This window comes from Shimia sp. CNT1-13L.2 (assembly GCF_024331145.1).
GTDB lineage: Bacteria > Pseudomonadota > Alphaproteobacteria > Rhodobacterales > Rhodobacteraceae > Shimia.
In genome coordinates, this window is sequence record NZ_JANDJO010000007.1 from 106,555 (window position 1) to 124,308 (window position 17,754).

Genomic DNA, 17,754 nt, shown 5'->3' on the forward strand with positions numbered 1-17,754 from the left:
TCACATACCGTTTCGAGGGATCGCATGGACCCAGTCTACGTGGTGGAATTCCTCGTCCCCGTCCCAGCAAGTCACAGTGGCCTTCAGGTGAAATTCCGTTTCAGTCGCCGTCATCTCGGCAGTGGTCTTGATGGTTACGCTCCAATCACCACGTTCGAACAAGCTTTCTTGATCCATGCTCGCAAGACAGGACAAAGGGTCGTCTGGATGGATGCGATAGATGCGATCGGAAATATCGCCAAGCTCCGTGCCGATGTCGTCCAGTCTCATTCTGCCAACAGGCCCGAACACACCGCCATCAAGGAAAAACCTTGCCGAGACCTCACCCGTCATCAGGTCGGTATGCAGCGAGCGCTCCATCGAACCCTCGCGCAATTTGGTCACCCGGCGTTTTCCGACACGCCGTTCAGGCTCGGGCATTTCACGGGACTGATCGTCTACAGAATTGCGCACGGGCAATTCCAGCGCGGATGTGCCTGGTCGAAGGGTCAGCGTGACCGGTTTCGGAGACGGCCAGAGGACTGGCCAATAGGCCGAGGCGATTTGCACCATGAGCCGGTGTCCGGGGGCGAGGCTGTAACCGATGCCATGTAACGGTACGGTGATGTCCATCACCTCTCCGGGTGTCACTCGGGTTGGCGCCACATCGGACTCGCGGTGCATCAGGTTGGCATAGCCGCGGGAAATCAGCGTCTGGGCACCGTCTGGGGCTTCGTCGATCAACAACGTCGCAACAAAGGCCTGTGATTGATCTGCGCTAATTTTCAGAGTCAGCGCCGGTTGCCCAAGAATGTCGAGCGCGTCGGTCACCGGTTCGGTGCGGAAAAGCAGTGCGCCTGCCGCATCTATGCGGCAATCCATCGGCATGTCCCCGGGGATCGCAAAGGAACACATGTCGCCACCAGCCGAGCCAAAGGTCTGCGGAGAGCAGATAGACATCGCTTCACCATCTGCGGGTTTCTCGGAAAGAGTACCGGCGTTGAGCCACAGCTTTTTCGGTTTCACATTAGGGCTTGGCCATTCTACCTCTTCCACCCAACGCCCCGGGCGCGATGCATGAAAACCGGCAGGCGCGATGGAGTCTTGTAGGTAAAAACGCAGGGAAGGTTCGTCCATTAGGCCTGTGTCCACACCCTTAAGCGTGTGATCCCAAAAGCGGATCAGTTCATCAAGGAAATCCACCCTAGGTCCGGGGATGCCTTCATGCGGGTAGAGATGCGCCCAAGGCCCCATCAACACCTTGAGCGGCCCCTTCAATTTCTCGGCGATGCGGAAGGGCGTATCGCGAAACAGATCGGCCCATCCGCCGAAGAAGTAGACCGGGATCTCCACATCATCGTAGTTTTCCGAGATCGAGCCACGGCACCACATCTTATCGTGGGTCTGGTGTTCGAGCCACTGCGCGGGCCAAAAGGACATGGCTTCAAGCCGCTCTTTCCACATCTCACGCCAGCGCTCTTCGCCCACGATTTCCGGGTCGGGTGGCATGGCATTATAGAGCTGCATTATCGAGCCCCACCAGAAATTGTCGCTGGCAAGGACACCGCCATAGAAATGAATATCTTCCAGCCAACGGTCATCGGTGCCCATCACCGGCGCGATGGCCTTGAGCGCTGGGGGACGCTTGGCCGCGATTTGAAACGAGTTGTAGGCCCCCCAGGACTTGCCGAACATGCCGACATTTCCGTCACACCAATCCTGAGCCGCGATCCACGCGATCACATCGACCCCATCTTGCGTTTCGATGTCGGTATATTCGTCCAGCATGACCCCTTCGCTGTCACCCGATCCTCGCTGGTCAACCCGGATCGCGGCATAGCCTGCCTTGGCAAAGAAGGGATGCGCGGCCTCGTCGCGCATGCGAGTGCGGTCGCGGCGGCGATAGGGAATGTATTCGAGGATGCACGGTACAGGCGTGTTTCTCGCAACGTCCGGCAGCCAGACCCGGGCTGCCAATTGCGTTCCGTCCGGCATGGGGATCCAGACGGTCTCGATCACCTCGGTCATGAAACCTCCGCTTTGACGGGGGGGCTTGCCCCTTGCTCCAGTGGAAAGTGGCAGGCGACGCGGCGGTCACCCACATTGACGGCCTCGGGGGCTTTGCGGCTGCACATCTCTTGCGCCCAGGGACAACGGGTATGGAATTCGCATCCCGAGGGGCGAGACAGAAGCGAAGGCACCTCGGCAGGCAGCGCGATCCGGTTCTTGGCCTTGTCCGGATCGGGTTCGGGGTTGGCCGAAAGCAGGGCCGCGGAGTAGGGGTGCGCCGGAGCGGCAAACACTTCCTCGGTCGGGCCACTTTCGATAAAGCGGCCTAGATACATGACCGCCATCCGATCGGCCACGTGGTGCACCACATGCAGATTGTGAGTGATGATGATCATCGCCAGCCCAAGCCGTTCGCGCAGGTCATTCAGAAGGTTCAGCACTTCACCCTGCACTGACACGTCCAGACCGGCTGTCGGTTCATCAGCAATCACCAACTTCGGATCCAGCGCGATCGCCCGTGCCACTCCGACGCGGCGGGCCTGACCGCCCGAAAGTTGGTGCGGGAAGCGGTCAGCGAAATCCATGTTCAGCCCAACGAGGGACAACAGACGCTCGGTCTCGGCCTTCATGTCTGCCTTGACGCCATGAATACGATACGCCTCGGTCACGAGGTCACCGACTTTCATGCGTGGCGATAATGAGCCGATCGGGTCTTGGAACATCATCGACATGGTGCGGCGCAGAGGTTTCATTTCCCGCACGCCCAGCCCGTCGATACGTTGACCATCGAAGGTGACGGACCCGGCCGAAATCTGCTGCAGGCCATTGACCGCGCGGGCCAGTGTGGTCTTACCGCTGCCACTTTCGCCAACCAAGGCAAAGGTCTCACCAGCTTTGACATCAAAACTGACACCGGCCACCCCCAGGAGCGCGCCACGGTTCAACATTGAGCCAACGGCGAATGAAACCTCCAGGTCTTTGACTTCGAGAATGGACATCAGCTTGCCTCCGCCAATACGCAACGTGCGATATGACCTTCTGCAACCTCGCGTTCGGGAGGCGTGCTACCGCAAGCCTCAACACCGCGGTCGCAGCGGTTCGCAAAGATGCATCCCGCCGGGCGTCGTCGCAGGTCGGGAATTTCGCCCGGGATCGTGGGCAGAAGCCGCGTGCGTTCCGACTGGCGCGCAGGATCGCACTCCAAAAGCCGCGCAGTGTAGGGGTGGCTCGGGTTGTTGAACACCTGACGGACACTGCCGCGTTCCACCACTTCGCCCGCATACATCACCACCACGTCGTCGCAGAGTTCGGCGATCACGCCGAGGTGGTGCGAGATGAACAGGACAGAACAGCCGATCTCCTCTTGCAGGTCTTTCAAAAGTTCGATGGTGGTGACTTCGAGCGTGGCGTCCAGTGCTGTTGTCGGCTCGTCCGCTATCAACAGTGCAGGCTCCATCATCAGTGCCATGGCGATGGCGATCCGCTGTTTCATCCCGCCTGAGAACTCATGCGGGAAACGATCCAAGGCGTGCTCCGCATCGGGGATACGCACCATTTTCAGCATCTCGACAGAGCGTTGGTCCTTGTCCTTGGCACTGATCCCAAGCCGGTACTGGATGTTGCGCATCTGCTGGCCAACAGAAATCACCGGGTTCAATGCCCCCATCGGGTCCTGAAACACGGTTGAGATACGCGGGCCGCGCAAATCGCGCATGGTTTTGGCATCAAGGTTGGTCAGGTCGTGGCCTTCAAAGTCGATGCGCCCCTTTTCAATCCGTCCGTTGTCGGCCAAGAGGCCAAGGATCGAGTTGATCAGAGTGGATTTCCCACAGCCAGACTCGCCCACAATGCCAACGATACGCCGCTCGGGTACGTCAAAGCTGACGTCGCGCAGGGCGTGCAGGTCTCCGCTTTCAGTTGAAAACATGACGTTCAGGTCATTGATCGACAATACAGTCATCCCCGCCCCTTCAATCTTGGGTCAAACACGTCGCGCAGGGTTTCGCCGAGGAAGGTGAAGCCGAGCGTGGTGACAATAATGGGCAAGCCACCTGCAATGGCGATCCACGGCGTATCTCGGATCGCGGTAAAGCCATCGTTGAGGATAGCGCCCCAGCTTGGTGTCGGAGGGCGTACACCCAGCCCTAGGAAACTCATCCCCGCTTCGATGGCGATCACCACAGGAATGTCCATTGATGCCAGGATCAAGAGCGGACCGATGACATTCGGCATGACATGCACCCGCAGAATCCGCGCCGTGCTGGCCCCCATACTTTGGGCGGCGGTCACGAATTCAGACTCTTTCAGTGCCAGTGTCTGCGTACGAATGATCCGCGCATACCCCGGCACGTTGACGAGAACAACCACAACGACCACAGCCGTCAGAGAAGGGCCGAACAGTGTCACAAGCGCCAGGGCCAGCATGACCGTCGGAAAGCTCTTGATCGAGTCGAAAAGCAACAGCATCAAGTTATCGAGCCAACGCGGACCATACCCCGCAATCAGACCCAGCACGATACCGATGACCAGCGACGCCGCTGTCGAAAACAGGGCGACAGAAAGCGCAATGCGCCCGCCATGAAGCACCCTCGCAAACAGGTCGCGGCCCAATTGGTCTGTGCCAAGAAGGTGGTCCCACGAAGGCCCAAGAAAGCGATCACGCGGTGAGATCTTGTTAGGTTCATGTGCGGCAAGGAGATCGGCAAAGATCGCACCGCCCACCATGAGTATGACAAGCACGATACCAAGCACCCCCAGCGGCTCGCGCAGGATGCGGCGCACTGCCAAAAGCCACTCGGGCTTGGGTTTATCAGAAGCGACTGCGAACACGGGGATCCAAAGCTCCTACAATCAGATCGGCGATCAGGTTCAAAAGGACAAACAGAACCGTCGTCACAAGAACCGCGCCGGTAACAAGCGGATAGTTGCGGGTCAGGATGGCGTCATAGACCAGCTTGCCCACTCCGGGACGGGCAAAGACAATCTCGGCGAATACGGCAGAGGACAGCATCTGTCCGATACCAACCCCGAGGAGGGTCACCGTAGGCAGAATCGCGATGGTCAGGGCATAGCGATAGGTGATCATGCGTTCGGGCAGCCCAAAGGCGCGCGCTGTGCGGATGTGTTGTGCCTCAAGTACCTCGAGCATCGAGGCACGGACCATGCGTGCGATATAGCCAACCCACCCCAATCCAACGGCCAATGACGGCAGGATCAGGTGCGCCAGTTGATCGCTGAAATCACCCGGCTCCCCTGCCCCGATAGCAGGCAGCCAGCGCAGGCTTACAGCAAAGATCAAAAGCGCGTAGATCGCGATCACGAAGGACGGCACGGCGATCACGGCAACAGACAGGATGCCGACGATGCGGTCGGCCATACTGCCACGTTTGACGGCCGCCCAGGCCCCAAGCGGGATACCCAGTGCCACCGACCAGCTGATACCGCCAGCAATCAGGACGAGCGTATAGGGCAGCTGCTCCATCACAACCTGCGCGACGGGCCGGTCAGACAGAACCTCGCGGCCCAGGTCGCCGGTCCAGGCTCCGCTGAAGAAATTCCAGAACTGCACCCACACGGGTTGGTCCAATCCCATCTTGACCCGCAAGGCCTCGCGCATGGCTTCCGTAGCGCGGGGACCGAGGGCAACAGCAGCCGGATCTCCGGGAATGAGGTAGATCATCGAGAACAGCATCAACATGGCCACCGACACGATGACCACAGCCAATCCCAGACGTTTCAGGGTGTAATTCAACATCAGATATCAGGCGGTCCCGGGAAAACCCCGGGACCACTCCTCTCATTTACGCAGGCTTGAATTCAGAGTAGAGAGACTCTCCATTCGGCTTCAAACCCGGCTGGATCGTGTCGCGGTGGATGGCACCCACCACTTCGTGAGTGAGGAACACGTAGCAACCGCTTTCATCCATGAGACCCTGCATCTTCTTGTAGATCTCGTCGCGCTTGGCTTCATCGCTTTCGGCCAGGCCTTCGTCATGCAGCGCCTTGTACTCGGCGTTATCGAAACGCTCCCAGTTCCAGACACCAACCTGTTCGGGCGTGAACCAGACTGTCGCCCAACTCGGGTCAGGCTGCATCGAGAAGCGGCTCAGAACCAGTTGCAGGTCCATGAAGTAGTCACCGTCCTTCGAGCCAAGCGTCCAGAACGTACCTGAGTCGTTCTGCTTGATCTCACAATTGATACCCACTTCAGCCAGGTTCGCCTGGATGACTTGCGCCGCAGTCAGACGTTCGGTCTGGTTCAGGATGTCCAGTGTCACATTGAGACCCGTGGCGCCCGCCTCTTCCAGAAGAGCACGCGCTTTGGCCGGGTCATAATCGTAGGTGACAGCGTCACGCGACCCAGGCAGGCCCGGCGCAATGATTCCGTTGCCGACACCTGCGGCTCCGAAATAGGCCGCATCCACAACGGTCGGCCGATCAATGGCATGCTGGATTGCGCGGCGGATGCGCACGTCTTTCAGTGCTTCGTTGTCCTGGTTGATGCCCAGCCAGACATAGGCAAGCGACGGTTTTTCGAGGACAACCGAGTTGGCCGGTGGGTTTTCCTTGAGACGCGGCAGAGAGGAAACCGATGTCCAAGTATAGTCCAGATCGCCCGCTTCAAAACCGCGCTCGGCCGTGGCAGGGTCTTCGATCGGGATGATGTGGATTTCTTCGAACCCACCCGGTTCATGCGCCCAATCAGGATTGCGCTTGAGTACGGTTTTCTGCTTGGGCTGCCAGTCGGCCAGCAGGTACTGACCCGATTGTGCGACCGGCTTGGTGGTGATCTTGTCACCAAGTTCTTCCATCGCCTTCTTGGACAGAATGCACGAAGCCGGTGTCGGCAGCGTGGTGGTCCAAAGCGGCACGAACTTGCTCTTGAGGTGGATCAGGCCAGAGAGCTTGTCCTTGACTTCAACCTCTTTCAAGGCTGCCCAGTCCCCCGCATAAGGGCTCTCATTGGCAGGATCCGCCATACGTTCGATCGAGAATTTCACGTCCTCGGCGGTCATCTGGCCATAGCCATCGGTAAAGCCGATGTTGTCTCTCAGCTTGAAGGCAACGGTCAGATCGTCAAGCTGTTCGATACTGTCCGCGGCGATGGCTTTCCAACCCCATGTATCGCCCGCCTGTGGGATTACCAGCGGAGCAAAGATCGAGCGGATGATGTCATCTTCGGGCAGTGACAACCGGTAAGCGGGGTCAAGAACTTGCAAGTCGGAATAAGACCGCACCGTCAGAATTTTGCCGTCTGCACTCAGAGCCATCCTTGGCAGCGCCATGGATGCAGCCCCAAAGGCCCCTGCCGCGGCCAAGAATGACCGCCTTGAAAGATGTGAGAAGTCGTTCGTCATGTGGGTGTCTCCCTGTCTAGAGCTTGTTTTGGCTAATTTTTATTTTGGTTGCCTTTGGTCCCCGGGTTCATCAGCTCGCTTATCGGCGATGACCTCCTTGGGAATGATGACCGGGCCATTTGCCCAGATTAGACGGGTGATAGAATCCGTCATGTTTCGCATGTCGTGAATGACCGACGCGGGGAAACTGTAGCTGTCTCCTTGCCGCAATGTGATCTGTTCTTCACCGATCAGAAGCTCCAGCTCACCTTGCAGGATATACCCGTGAAGTTCGCCGCCGTGTTTGTAAAACTGATCGGGAATTTTCGAGGACCTTGGCTCATAGTCTGCAATCCCCATGCAAAAGCTGCCACCAATGGAGCTCGACAACAGCGCGTCTGAATAACCCGCTTCCTCGACCGTCTCGCCATAGAGAACGTTCATATTGCGACGGTTCTTCTTGCGAACAACATATGCCTGCTCCATCGGACCTGCTCCGGGCCGCCGCGCAAAAAACCAGTCGGAAGAAACTCCCAACGCTTCTGCAATGCGCTCAACCACGTCGATTGAAGGTTTGGATGAGCCACGCTCGATAGCGCTCAGGTGGCTGAGCGAGACACCGCTTGCATGGGCGACCTCCTTGAGGGTCATCTGCCGCGCTCTACGCAACTGGCGTACTTCCGAGCCGAAAGACACCAGACTGTCTGTCGTGGCCGGCTTCGAGGGATCGAACTTTGAAGGTGCGCCCATCAGTGTGATTCTTTGACCAGAGTGTTTTTCATGCCGGAAATACTGCCACAAAATTTTCGTTTGAGAAGAATTTTCTTGTGAAATTCTTTTTAGAAAATAATCTCAGATACACATTCCATTGCGGAAAGCGAAAACGCAGACTGCGCAACCATCGGAAAAAAATGACGAAAACCGCCTCCCCCGCTGCGATTCAGGAAATCGAACATTGCTGGATTCCAATGCCCGACGGCACGCGTCTTGCTGCGCGGCTCTGGCTTCCCGAAGGCGAACCAAAGCCCGCGATTCTGGAATATATCCCCTATCGCAAGCGCGACATGGTGCGCGCACGGGATGAACGAAACCACCCGTACTTTGCCCAGAATGGCTACGCCAGCCTGCGGGTCGACATGCGTGGATCGGGTGACAGCGAAGGCGTAATGCCGGACATGTACGACGCCAACGAACTCGATGATGCGCGCTGCGTTATCGAGTGGATTGCCAGTCAACCATGGTGCAATGGGCGCGTTGGAATGTTCGGCACATCCTGGGGGGGAACTGCCAGCCTACAAGCCGCCGTGAATGCACCCGGCCCGCTCAAGGCCGTGCTGGCAAACTGCGCCACAATTGATCGGTTCGAAGACGACATTCATTGGATGGGCGGCTGCCTATTGACGGATAGCCTTGAATGGGGGGCAACTCTGCCGGCTATCCTTGCCTCGCCGCCGGACAGCGCAACAGTGGGCGATGAATGGATGGCCATGTGGCAAGCCCGCTTGAAGGACATCTCCTTCCCCTTTGAAAACTGGGCAAAGCACAATCGACGCGGTGACTACTGGCGTCATGGCTCCGTAAGATTCCAGGCTGATCGCCTGACGTGTCCAGTGCTGACCATCGGGGGCTGGGCGGACCGTTATTCGAACTCGGTCATGCGCCTGGTCCAGTCACGGCCCGATCTGTGCAAGGGAATCGTCGGACCATGGGGGCACCACTATCCCGATCACGGAGAGCCCGGCCCCGGCATAAGCTTCCAAGACGTGGCGCTTAAGTGGTGGGATCATTGGCTGAAATCAGATGCCCCGGCCGAGTCCACATGGCCATCTCTGCAAGTGTGGCGACGCGAGTTTGACGTGCCCCAAGATCGCCTGACGATGCGCAATGGAACATGGGTCATGTCATCAACCGCGACCGGGTCCAAAGACACCCAGTTGTGTCTTGGAGAAAGCATGCTGTCGCCCTCTCCAACCGTCGAAGCCAAATCCATGGCCATCCCCTTTGATCTGCGTCACGGAGAATGTGCTGGCGACACCGGATACTTTGGTCGCACGGGTGGATTGCCGCTGGATCAGACACCCGACGACGAACGCGCATTGTGTTTCGACACCGAACAGCTTGATCAAGACCTTGATCTCTTCGGTCACGCGACACTTACGCTAGATCTGGAGATCGACAGTTTTCCCGCCCAACTGGCCTGCCGACTGTGCGAAGTTTCGCCCGATGGACGTTCCAATCTGGTAACCCGCACTGTGCTGGCACTTGAACTGGATGAAACACTTGACGGTTCACGAACTATCAAGCCCGGTGAACCGTGCCGTTACCGCATCGAATTCCCGACAACTGCCTATCGCTTCCAAGCCGGGAACCGTCTCCGACTGGCATTGGCAAGTTCGTATTGGCCACTTGTCTGGCCGACGACCCACGCTCCGCGACTGCGGTTGCTTCCTGCAAAGGCAACGCTCTCGCTGCCGGCAATGCCTGAAGATGCTAAAGCGTCGCCCACCCCATTTCCCCCAGCCAAAGATCTGCCCGCCGTCAAACGCAGCGCCTTCATTTCAGACGGCCCATTGACGCGTATAGCACCAAATCAGCAGGAAGAGACGGTTCATATAGGCTGGCATCAGCCCAACTTGACCATGAAATTCGAAAATATTGATCTCGATTTTTCCTATGAAACCAACGCCGACTACAGGATCGTAGCCAACGATCCCACCTCGGCGGATTGTGTCATCCAAGTCAGGTTCAACATTCGTCGTTCGGATGGCAGCGCCACGGTTGCCAGTCGCATTCATGCCTCGGGCAAACCCGATGGTTTCTCAGTCAAATCCGTTCTCTCCGCAACATGGAATGACCAACGTCTTCTGGACACGTCCACCGAATTCACGTCCTGACACATTGTGCGCCACCCGGACACGGCGCAAGCATTTTGAGTTTTTGGCAAAAGACGCAATATCAGTAACCTTCTTGCAGCACAAAGTTAAATGGATTTGCGACATGATCACGTTCAAAGGTGGTGCCATCCATCTCCGAACGTGTCGCATCTGGACGCATTACGCGTCGATCAAGCAAGGGTAGCCCTCGCCGGACAAAGCGAAACCTTCGGAACCGAAAACCTGTGGAAGCACCATCTTGGCATAGGCGCCACCTGCGGAACCAGCCACCGCCTTTTCCCGCGGGGGAACAGTCGTGCTGGGTCATATGAACGGCCTCGTCCGGCTCGGCCCGTCCGCCAAACCGGCCATAAACGTCAGAAACGGAGCAGGCGCAGCGCCGATAATGTCAATGGTGGGCCAATCAATGTCATGCAACTCATCAGCATCGAACCGGTGTAATCAATAACAAAGCTCTTAGTAAAAGCCCCCTAGCTTTGTTAGTGAAGCCAGCTTTCAACATTGCACAGGGAAATATGACGCCGGAGATGAGGCTTGACTGAATTCAGTAAAGCTCAAACACTTGAAAGATCCTACAATTGAAGCCCCATTATCCAATATTCGGTGCGCACCATGGACATCAAGATTTTTGGTCCCGACATTAACTTTCTGTTTACAGCGTTTCTCCACGTGCCAGGATCCGTAGGACTACAGGTCATGTCCGCATCCCAGACCCAGATCGTTTTTCAGAATTCTGGAAATGGAGCAGTTACCACACTCAGTGGAGAGGGCTTTCAAAGCAACGGCCAAACTTTCACGGCGGGCACCATAACCTCGATTGTCTTCGAGCAAGGCTCCCAAACAGTCGGCTCCTACGAGAATATGAGCTGGAGCGCTCCGGCCTTCGTGAGCGCACTCGCAAGCATGTCAACGGACGGCGGCGCCTCTCTTCTTGCTCTATGGAACAGTCAACCGCTGAACATCGACGCTTCAAAATCGGTCGCCTCAGTTACCGTTGGGTACGGTGGTGTTAACACCGTCCCTATGGTGATCACTGGCTCAGGGCTAGACGACATAATTTGGGGTGGGAAGAATTCTGATCTCGTTAAGTTCTCATCCTCGACCTCAGATATTTTGGTCTACAGAGCCATTGATGGTTTGATTGTTGTCTCACCTGAAGGAAATGACTTTGTTGGGGATAATATCGAATCTTTCGAATTCACTGACACAATTCTGACTTGGGAACAGCTTTCCGCATTGGCGTTGAAAAACTCGGAAGATATTTTTTCAACCGAAGGCAAGCTACGCTTTTTCGCACAACTCACGCAAGCGGCATATCATCAAGCACCGAACGAGCCAGCGCATCGGGCAGGAGAGGCGACAAACGCGCGCAACAAAAAAGACGCGTCGATGCTGACACCGGCGGAAGTCTCCTATGACAGCCTCGCCGACAATCTGACCTTCCTGACCAAGACGGACCTCCCGGACCTCGCCCCATGGAGCGCAGGTGGTTGGAACAACGGGCTGAGGTCGGGTGCGTCCAAGGGGCTCTTCACAAATGAGAACGCCGCCGCGCTGATCGCTCGCAGTGAGGATGCCTTATTCATTTCTTTCCGGGGAACGAACGACAGGTTCGACTCGTCATTCGACCACGCACACTGGCTTGATCGCGAAGCCCATTTCGACTTGTTAAAACCGCTTCTGGACGCGGCCGTTTCCTACATAGAGAACCAGGGGTCGGGTGCTGGGGAGGTTAAAAAACTTTACCTCACCGGCCATAGCCTCGGCGGGGCTATGGTCATGCCAGCCTACGAGTACATTTTTCGGCATTTCTACGACACGGCCTACACCGCCTCAGATGGCAGCGAATTCTTGATCGAAGGCGTTACTTTTGCTTCACCGGGCTATACCAGTCTTGGTGGCCTGGATCTTCCGACACATGTCAATATCACCAACTTCTGGAACAGTACCGATGCTATTCGTCTTGCGTTGGGTGTAAGCGATATCGAAGGCGCTGAATTCTCGTTCAACAACGCCGCCACCGAACTTGTCGACGGCTTCTTCAACGGTACCGATGCACATTCAATGAATCTCTACCGCGCGATTGCGGAATTCTTTCAAACCGAGAATGCCCAAACGCAAAGCGTCGATCTGGATCTGTCCGGTCTCCTTGGTGGTCCAGCGGGAACACCCATTGATCGGATCGCCTTTTCAATCGAACACAAAGGTGATTTCCGGTTCGCAATCGGCGAAAGGTATGACGTCGTGCTGGCCGGCGCTTGGGAAGCAACTTTGGGCCTAATGAAGGACTCCGTTGAATTCGCTGCGGGAAAGGCAAATCCAATCATTGCTGCGCTATCCACAGCACGGAACATGCATGATCTTCTAGTCGACCCATTTCTGGAAAACGGCTTCGATTTGGACCGGGGTGTGCGCGACCTTTTCTCCATGGAAACTGCACTTGACGCTTGGCGAGTTCTGAAGGGCGTCAATACCATGACGTTTCTCCTCGGTGAACTCGCGGAAACTGTTTGGACGCTTAGCGAAAAAGACCTGGTATTGGGCGGAAATGGTAATGACCGACTGATGGGCTTGGGGGGCAAGGACGTGATCCTTGGCGGCGCAGGCGAAGACGCCCTCTTCGGGGGCTGGGGCAAAGATCATTTGGTTGGTGGCTCTGACAACGACTACCTGGACGGCGGGCGTGGTATCGATACCTTGGTAGGAGGAGATGGCGACGACATCTATTTTGTTTTCGTAAATGGGACAAACGCGGTCGACGATGTTCTCGACATCATCATTGAACACGCCGGAGAAGGCACTGATCTGGTGATGACCAGCGATCATTTCACCCTGCCCAACCATGTGGAGCGGCTAACCATCTCCGCCGACGATGGCTCACATCATGTAAACGGCACCGGCAACAGCCTAAGCAACGTTATGATGGGTGATCATTCGTGGAATACCCTTGAGGGGAGGGGCGGTAAGGACTTCCTCTTTGGAGGTGGAAACAACGATGTATTGAAGGGCGGCCGAGGCGCAGATATTCTCTTTGGAGACTGGGGCGTCGATCGCTTGCATGGTGGCAAAGGCGACGACACGCTTGATGGTGGCAAGGGTAAGGATTTTCTTGAAGGTGGGGATGGGGATGACCTTTTTGTCTTCCGCTCTGTGAAACAAATATTCAATGACCGTATTTCCGACTACAAAAACGGAGATGACGTCATTGATCTAACCCGCGTCGACTTTGCCAATGGGGGCGAATTCATTGGCGCAAACAGCTTCAGTGGTTCAGGCACCGGTCAGGTTTCGGTTGTCCAGAAAGATCGTATCTGGCCTCTCAAAGACACAACGGAAATTCGCATCGATGTCGATGGAGATGGCAAGCAGGACGCCAAGATCATCTTAGAAGGCCTTTTCTCAATATCGGAAGGGGTTGACCTTATCCTTTAGCCGCTACTGAAACGATCAAACATAGGCGCCGAGCCACGCTCCGCAGGACATAGCCCCGCTAAATTCGTCTTACATTGTCCTCTAAAGGCCATGTTCGAGGCGAGTTTCCCTATAGGCAATTGAAAAGGTGCTTTGCCATCGCATCTGGGCCCGGCGAAAGTTTGCTCTGGAAATCACTCAAGACCGATCGCCTAATGTTGCTGCATTTCTCGCGAGTGCTTCGATGCCGCCCCAATCCGAATCCGTAATCATTTGCTTGGGAGCCACCCAGCTGCCTCCGGCGCACAGCACGTTGCCGAGTGACAGATAGTTTTCGGCGTTTTGCGCGCTGATGCCGCCCGTTGGGCAAAAGGTGACTTGTGGCAGAGGAGCGCCGATCGCCTTGAGCGCGGCCGCGCCGCCCGAGGCTTCGGCAGGGAAGAACTTGAGCATGTCATACCCCCGCGCCAGAAGCTGCATGGCCTCGCTGGCCGTGGCCGCGCCCGGCAGCAGTGGCAGGCCTTCAGCCTCGCAGGCCGCAAGAAGTTCGCCGGTGACCCCCGGCGAGACTCCAAAGGTGGCCCCGGCCGCCTTGGCGGCGCGAACGTCATCCGGCGTGATCAATGTGCCTGCGCCGACGTGCCCTCCGCTAACCTCGGCCATGGCGCGGATCGCGTCCAGCGCGGCGGGGGTTCGAAGGGTAACTTCAAGGGCGGGCAACCCACCCGCCACCAGGGCTTCTGCGAGAGGCGCAGCTTTTCTGGCATCGTCAATGACGAGCACAGGTACGATGGGGGCGAGCCCGCAAATTTCGCGGGTCAGCCGGCTGGCGTCTTTAGGAGAGAGTGTCATAAGTCAGGCTCCGAAAATAGAAGCGCCCTCTGTGGCGGCGCCGACAGTGGTGCGGAAGGCAGCGAATAATTCGCGCCCCGTCCCCGTTTGGTTTGCCGTGAGATCATGTGAGGCAGCAGCACGCTCGAGTGCGTCGGCGCTCAAGACCTCAAGCGTTCCGGACAGGGCATCGACGCGCAGCAGATCCCCGTCCCGGAGACGGGCAATCGGGCCACCATCCACGGCCTCGGGGCTGACATGAATTGCGGCGGGTACCTTTCCAGAGGCTCCGGACATACGACCATCGGTCACAAGAGCCACCTTTTGCCCGCGCCCCTGAAGGATCGACAGGATGGGCGTCAGGCTGTGAAGTTCGGGCATGCCGTTGGCCTTGGGGCCCTGGAAACGGACAACAACAATCACATCCTCTGTAAGCTCTCCAGCCCTGAAGGCTTCTTTCACCTCGTTCTGGTCAGCAAAGACACGCACCGGAGCCTCGATCACATGATGCTCGGGGGCGACCGCCGAGACCTTCATGACCGATGTCCCAAGGTTGCCTGTAAGGCGCCTGAGACCGCCAGTGGGCTGAAAAGCCTCGTGCGGCGGCTTGAGAATGGCTTCGTTCAGGCTCTTCTCGGCCCCCGCACGCCAGGAAAGCCTGCCATCTACAAGCACCGGCTCTCGTGTATAATTTTCCAGCCCCTGACCTGCGACTGTCTTGGTGTCCGGATGTAAAAGTCCAACCTCCAGCAACCGGCCGATCATGTACCCAAGTCCCCCCGCAGCGTGGAAATGGTTCACATCCGCGAGCCCGTTGGGGTAAACCCGAGCCATCAGCGGCGTGACCTCCGAGAGATCCGAGAAATCCTCCCAGTCGAGCTGGATGCCACCAGCCCGGGCCATGGCAACCAGATGGATCAGCAGGTTGGTAGACCCGCCAGTGGCATTCAGACCGACAATACCGTTCACAAACGTGCGTTCATCGAGGATTTCGGCGACCGGAGTATAATCATCCCCAAGAGCGCTGAGAGACAGCGCGCGTTTGGCCCCTTCTCGCGTCAGAGCCTCACGCAACGCGGTTCCCGGCGTCACAAAGCTCGAGCCCGGAAGATGCAGTCCCATGAACTCCATCAGCATCTGGTTTGTGTTGGCCGTGCCATAAAAGGTGCAGGTGCCCGGCCCATGATAGGCCGCCATCTCTGCGGCCAAAAGCTCTTCCCGACCAACTTCGCCAGCGGCAAATTTCTGACGCACCTTGGCTTTTTCGTCATTGGCCAACCCGCTTGTCATCGGGCCAGCAGGCAGGAACACGGCAGGCAGGTGGCCAAAGGCCTGAGCACCGATCACAAGGCCCGGCACGATCTTGTCGCAGACTCCAAGGAAGACAGCCGCATCAAACGTGTTGTGGCTAAGTGCAACAGACGCGGCCATCGCGATCACGTCTCGCGAGAACAAGCTGAGCTCCATACCAGCTTCCCCCTGAGTGACGCCATCGCACATGGCCGGAACCCCGCCAGCGACCTGCGCGGTCCCACCCAAGTCGCGGACGGCCTGCTTGATCATTGCAGGATAGCTCTCGAACGGCTGATGCGCCGACAGCATGTCATTGTAGGCCGTGACGATGCCAAGATTGCCGGCCACCCCGTCAACCAGTTGGGCTTTGTCCTCGCCACATGCGGCATAGGCATGGGCCTGGCCGCTGCATGACAGATGGGCGCGTGCAGGCCCTTTGGATGCCGCAGCCCCAACCCGTTCAAGATAGGCAGATCGCGTTGTTTCACTGCGCGCGATAATGCGGTCGGTCACCCGACGGAGAGTATCGTTAAGTTGGCTCATGGTCATTCCTCGATCTCGCGCCACCGCCGTCCTTCGCGGTGTAGCAGCATAAGGGAATCCTCGGGGCCCGAGCCGCCGGGATCATAGGGTGCAGGTTTCAGCCCAGCGTCCTGCCAGCCTTCAATCAAAGGGTCGGTCCAGGCCCAGGCAGCCTCAACCTCATCCCCCCGCATGAACAGGGTCTGGTCGCCGCGAATGACGTCCATGATCAAACGCTCATAGGCATCCTGGGGGGCGGCATCCTGTGTGAGGGCATCGGCAAAGGTCATGTCCATCGTCACTTCCGCAAGGCGGAAACCGCCAGGACCCGGCTCCTTGATCGTGTTGCGCAGGGTGATGCCTTCGTCTGGCTGCAACCGAAGGATCATTGCGTTACCCCGCCGACCTTCCATCTTGGGGAAAATCATGTGGGGAGGGTCACGGAACACGATGGCAATTTCGGATGTACGCGCACGCAGCTTCTTGCCCGTGCGCAGATAGAACGGCGTCCCGGCCCAGCGCCAATTGCCAATGTTGACCTTGATGGCGATGAAGCTTTCCGTCGTGCTGTTCGGGTCGCCAGCGTGGTCGCGATAGCTTCCGTTTCCATCACGTGCACGGTATTGCCCCCGGACGATGTCGGATTGGGCAACAGGTTCCAGCGCCTCAATCACCTTGACCTTTTCATCACGAACAGAATCTGACGTGAACTTCGAAGGTGGCTCCATCGCGATCAGACATAGAAGCTGCATCAGGTGGTTTTGCACCATATCCCGCATCGCTCCTGAACGATCGTAGTACTCGCCCCGCCCTTCGACACCCAGGCTTTCGGCAACGGTGATCTGAACATGATCCACATGCGTGGCGTTCCAAAGTGGCTCCCACAAAGAGTTGGCAAATCGCAAAGCCATCAGGTTCTGAACGGTTTCCTTCCCTAGGTAGTGGTCGATGCGAAAGATCTGCTGCTCGTCAAAGTTCTGCAGCAACTCGGCATTCAGAACGCGCGCCGAAGCAAGATCGTGCCCAAAGGGTTTCTCGACCACGATCCGGCTTTGGTCCGTTGCGATCCCGTGTTCCTTCAGATTTCTGGCGATCGGGCCAAACAACGACGGCGACACGGACAAGTAAAAGGCGCGCACGGTTCCGGCACGAAGAGCCTTGGCCAAAGTTTGCCAGCCCTCTTCCCCGGAGGCATCCACTTGGACATAGTTAATCGTTTCCAGGAACCGTTCCAGGGCCTCACCCTGTTCCCTGGCTGTTGGTGAAAACTCAAGGAGGCTCTCTCGTGTGAGCGCGACAAATGCGTCGCGCGCCATTGCACTGCGCGCCGAGCCAATAATGCGCGCCTCCTGCGGCATCTGCCCCACGACAAAGCGATGGAAAAGCCCCGGCAGAATTTTGCGGCGGGCAAGATCACCGGTTGCTCCAAACAGGACAAGATCGAAGGCATCGACGGGGATAACGCGGGAGACCATCGT

Annotated in this window: 12 protein-coding genes; 2 read left to right on the forward strand and 10 right to left on the reverse strand. The window is 57.4% G+C overall.

Annotated elements, in window-relative coordinates; genetic code table 11:
- Genes NNA36_RS15165 through NNA36_RS15195 form a run of 7 tightly spaced genes read right to left on the reverse strand, consistent with a single transcriptional unit; the run spans nucleotide 1 to nucleotide 8,075 of the window.
- A complete protein-coding gene (locus NNA36_RS15165) occupies nucleotides 1–2,007 on the reverse strand; it encodes a CocE/NonD family hydrolase (RefSeq protein ID WP_255108539.1) in 2,007 nt (668 codons plus the stop codon).
- Complete coding sequence (locus NNA36_RS15170; RefSeq protein ID WP_255108541.1) at nucleotides 2,004–2,987, reverse strand: ABC transporter ATP-binding protein; 984 nt, start codon at nucleotides 2,985–2,987, stop codon at nucleotides 2,004–2,006. The genes NNA36_RS15165 and NNA36_RS15170 overlap by 4 nt, the downstream gene beginning before the upstream one ends.
- Entirely contained in the window at nucleotides 2,987–3,949 is a 963-nt protein-coding gene (locus NNA36_RS15175; protein WP_255108543.1) for an ABC transporter ATP-binding protein, read from the reverse strand. Before NNA36_RS15175 ends, NNA36_RS15170 begins: the two co-directional genes overlap by 1 nt.
- Nucleotides 3,946–4,818 carry an ABC transporter permease gene (locus NNA36_RS15180; RefSeq protein ID WP_255108545.1) on the reverse strand — a complete coding sequence of 291 codons (873 nt, stop codon included), beginning with the start codon at nucleotides 4,816–4,818 and terminating at the stop codon, nucleotides 3,946–3,948. Before NNA36_RS15180 ends, NNA36_RS15175 begins: the two co-directional genes overlap by 4 nt.
- Nucleotides 4,799–5,743, reverse strand: coding sequence for an ABC transporter permease (locus tag NNA36_RS15185; RefSeq protein ID WP_255108547.1), 945 nt, complete (start codon nucleotides 5,741–5,743; stop codon nucleotides 4,799–4,801). The genes NNA36_RS15180 and NNA36_RS15185 overlap by 20 nt, the downstream gene beginning before the upstream one ends.
- 46 nt (nucleotides 5,744–5,789) lie before the next feature.
- On the reverse strand, nucleotides 5,790–7,346 hold the full coding sequence (locus NNA36_RS15190) for an ABC transporter substrate-binding protein (protein ID WP_255108549.1): 1,557 nt from the start codon (nucleotides 7,344–7,346) through the stop codon (nucleotides 5,790–5,792).
- Nucleotides 7,347–7,385: 39 nt separating this feature from the next.
- Nucleotides 7,386–8,075: a helix-turn-helix domain-containing protein gene (locus NNA36_RS15195; protein ID WP_255108551.1), complete on the reverse strand. Its 690-nt coding sequence runs from the start codon at nucleotides 8,073–8,075 to the stop codon at nucleotides 7,386–7,388.
- A 77-nt stretch (nucleotides 8,076–8,152) separates the two neighbouring features.
- Here NNA36_RS15195 and NNA36_RS15200 point away from each other — a divergent pair, with 77 nt between their 5' ends.
- Together NNA36_RS15200 and NNA36_RS15205 are read left to right on the forward strand one after the other, a co-directional pair.
- A complete protein-coding gene (locus tag NNA36_RS15200) occupies nucleotides 8,153–10,219 on the forward strand; it encodes a CocE/NonD family hydrolase (RefSeq protein ID WP_255108553.1) in 2,067 nt (688 codons plus the stop codon).
- A 612-nt stretch (nucleotides 10,220–10,831) separates the two neighbouring features.
- Complete coding sequence (locus NNA36_RS15205; protein ID WP_255108557.1) at nucleotides 10,832–13,651, forward strand: hypothetical protein; 2,820 nt, start codon at nucleotides 10,832–10,834, stop codon at nucleotides 13,649–13,651.
- A gap of 177 nt (nucleotides 13,652–13,828) precedes the next feature.
- On the opposite strand, the gene eda is transcribed toward NNA36_RS15205, so the two are convergent.
- From eda to zwf, 3 genes are read right to left on the reverse strand one after another with little or no spacing between them, the layout of a single operon-like run.
- Nucleotides 13,829–14,482, reverse strand: a complete 654-nt coding sequence (eda, locus tag NNA36_RS15210) for a bifunctional 4-hydroxy-2-oxoglutarate aldolase/2-dehydro-3-deoxy-phosphogluconate aldolase (protein ID WP_255108558.1) — start codon at nucleotides 14,480–14,482, stop codon at nucleotides 13,829–13,831.
- A 3-nt stretch (nucleotides 14,483–14,485) separates the two neighbouring features.
- Nucleotides 14,486–16,297, reverse strand: coding sequence for a phosphogluconate dehydratase (edd, locus tag NNA36_RS15215; RefSeq protein WP_255108559.1), 1,812 nt, complete (start codon nucleotides 16,295–16,297; stop codon nucleotides 14,486–14,488).
- Between the two features lie 2 nt (nucleotides 16,298–16,299).
- Nucleotides 16,300–17,751 carry a glucose-6-phosphate dehydrogenase gene (gene zwf / locus NNA36_RS15220; RefSeq protein ID WP_255108561.1) on the reverse strand — a complete coding sequence of 484 codons (1,452 nt, stop codon included), beginning with the start codon at nucleotides 17,749–17,751 and terminating at the stop codon, nucleotides 16,300–16,302.
- Between the last annotated feature and the right edge of the window lie 3 nt (nucleotides 17,752–17,754).

Coding starts and splice junctions, on each gene's coding strand:
- NNA36_RS15165 (WP_255108539.1), bottom strand. CDS start 2,007: ATGACCGAGGTGATCGAGACCGTCTGGATCCCCATGCCGGACGGAACG.
- NNA36_RS15170 (WP_255108541.1), bottom strand. CDS start 2,987: ATGTCCATTCTCGAAGTCAAAGACCTGGAGGTTTCATTCGCCGTTGGC.
- NNA36_RS15175 (WP_255108543.1), bottom strand. CDS start 3,949: ATGACTGTATTGTCGATCAATGACCTGAACGTCATGTTTTCAACTGAA.
- NNA36_RS15185 (WP_255108547.1), bottom strand. CDS start 5,743: ATGTTGAATTACACCCTGAAACGTCTGGGATTGGCTGTGGTCATCGTG.
- NNA36_RS15190 (WP_255108549.1), bottom strand. CDS start 7,346: ATGACGAACGACTTCTCACATCTTTCAAGGCGGTCATTCTTGGCCGCG.
- NNA36_RS15195 (WP_255108551.1), bottom strand. CDS start 8,075: ATGGGCGCACCTTCAAAGTTCGATCCCTCGAAGCCGGCCACGACAGAC.
- NNA36_RS15205 (WP_255108557.1), top strand. CDS start 10,832: ATGGACATCAAGATTTTTGGTCCCGACATTAACTTTCTGTTTACAGCG.
- eda (WP_255108558.1), bottom strand. CDS start 14,482: ATGACACTCTCTCCTAAAGACGCCAGCCGGCTGACCCGCGAAATTTGC.
- edd (WP_255108559.1), bottom strand. CDS start 16,297: ATGAGCCAACTTAACGATACTCTCCGTCGGGTGACCGACCGCATTATC.
- zwf (WP_255108561.1), bottom strand. CDS start 17,751: ATGGTCTCCCGCGTTATCCCCGTCGATGCCTTCGATCTTGTCCTGTTT.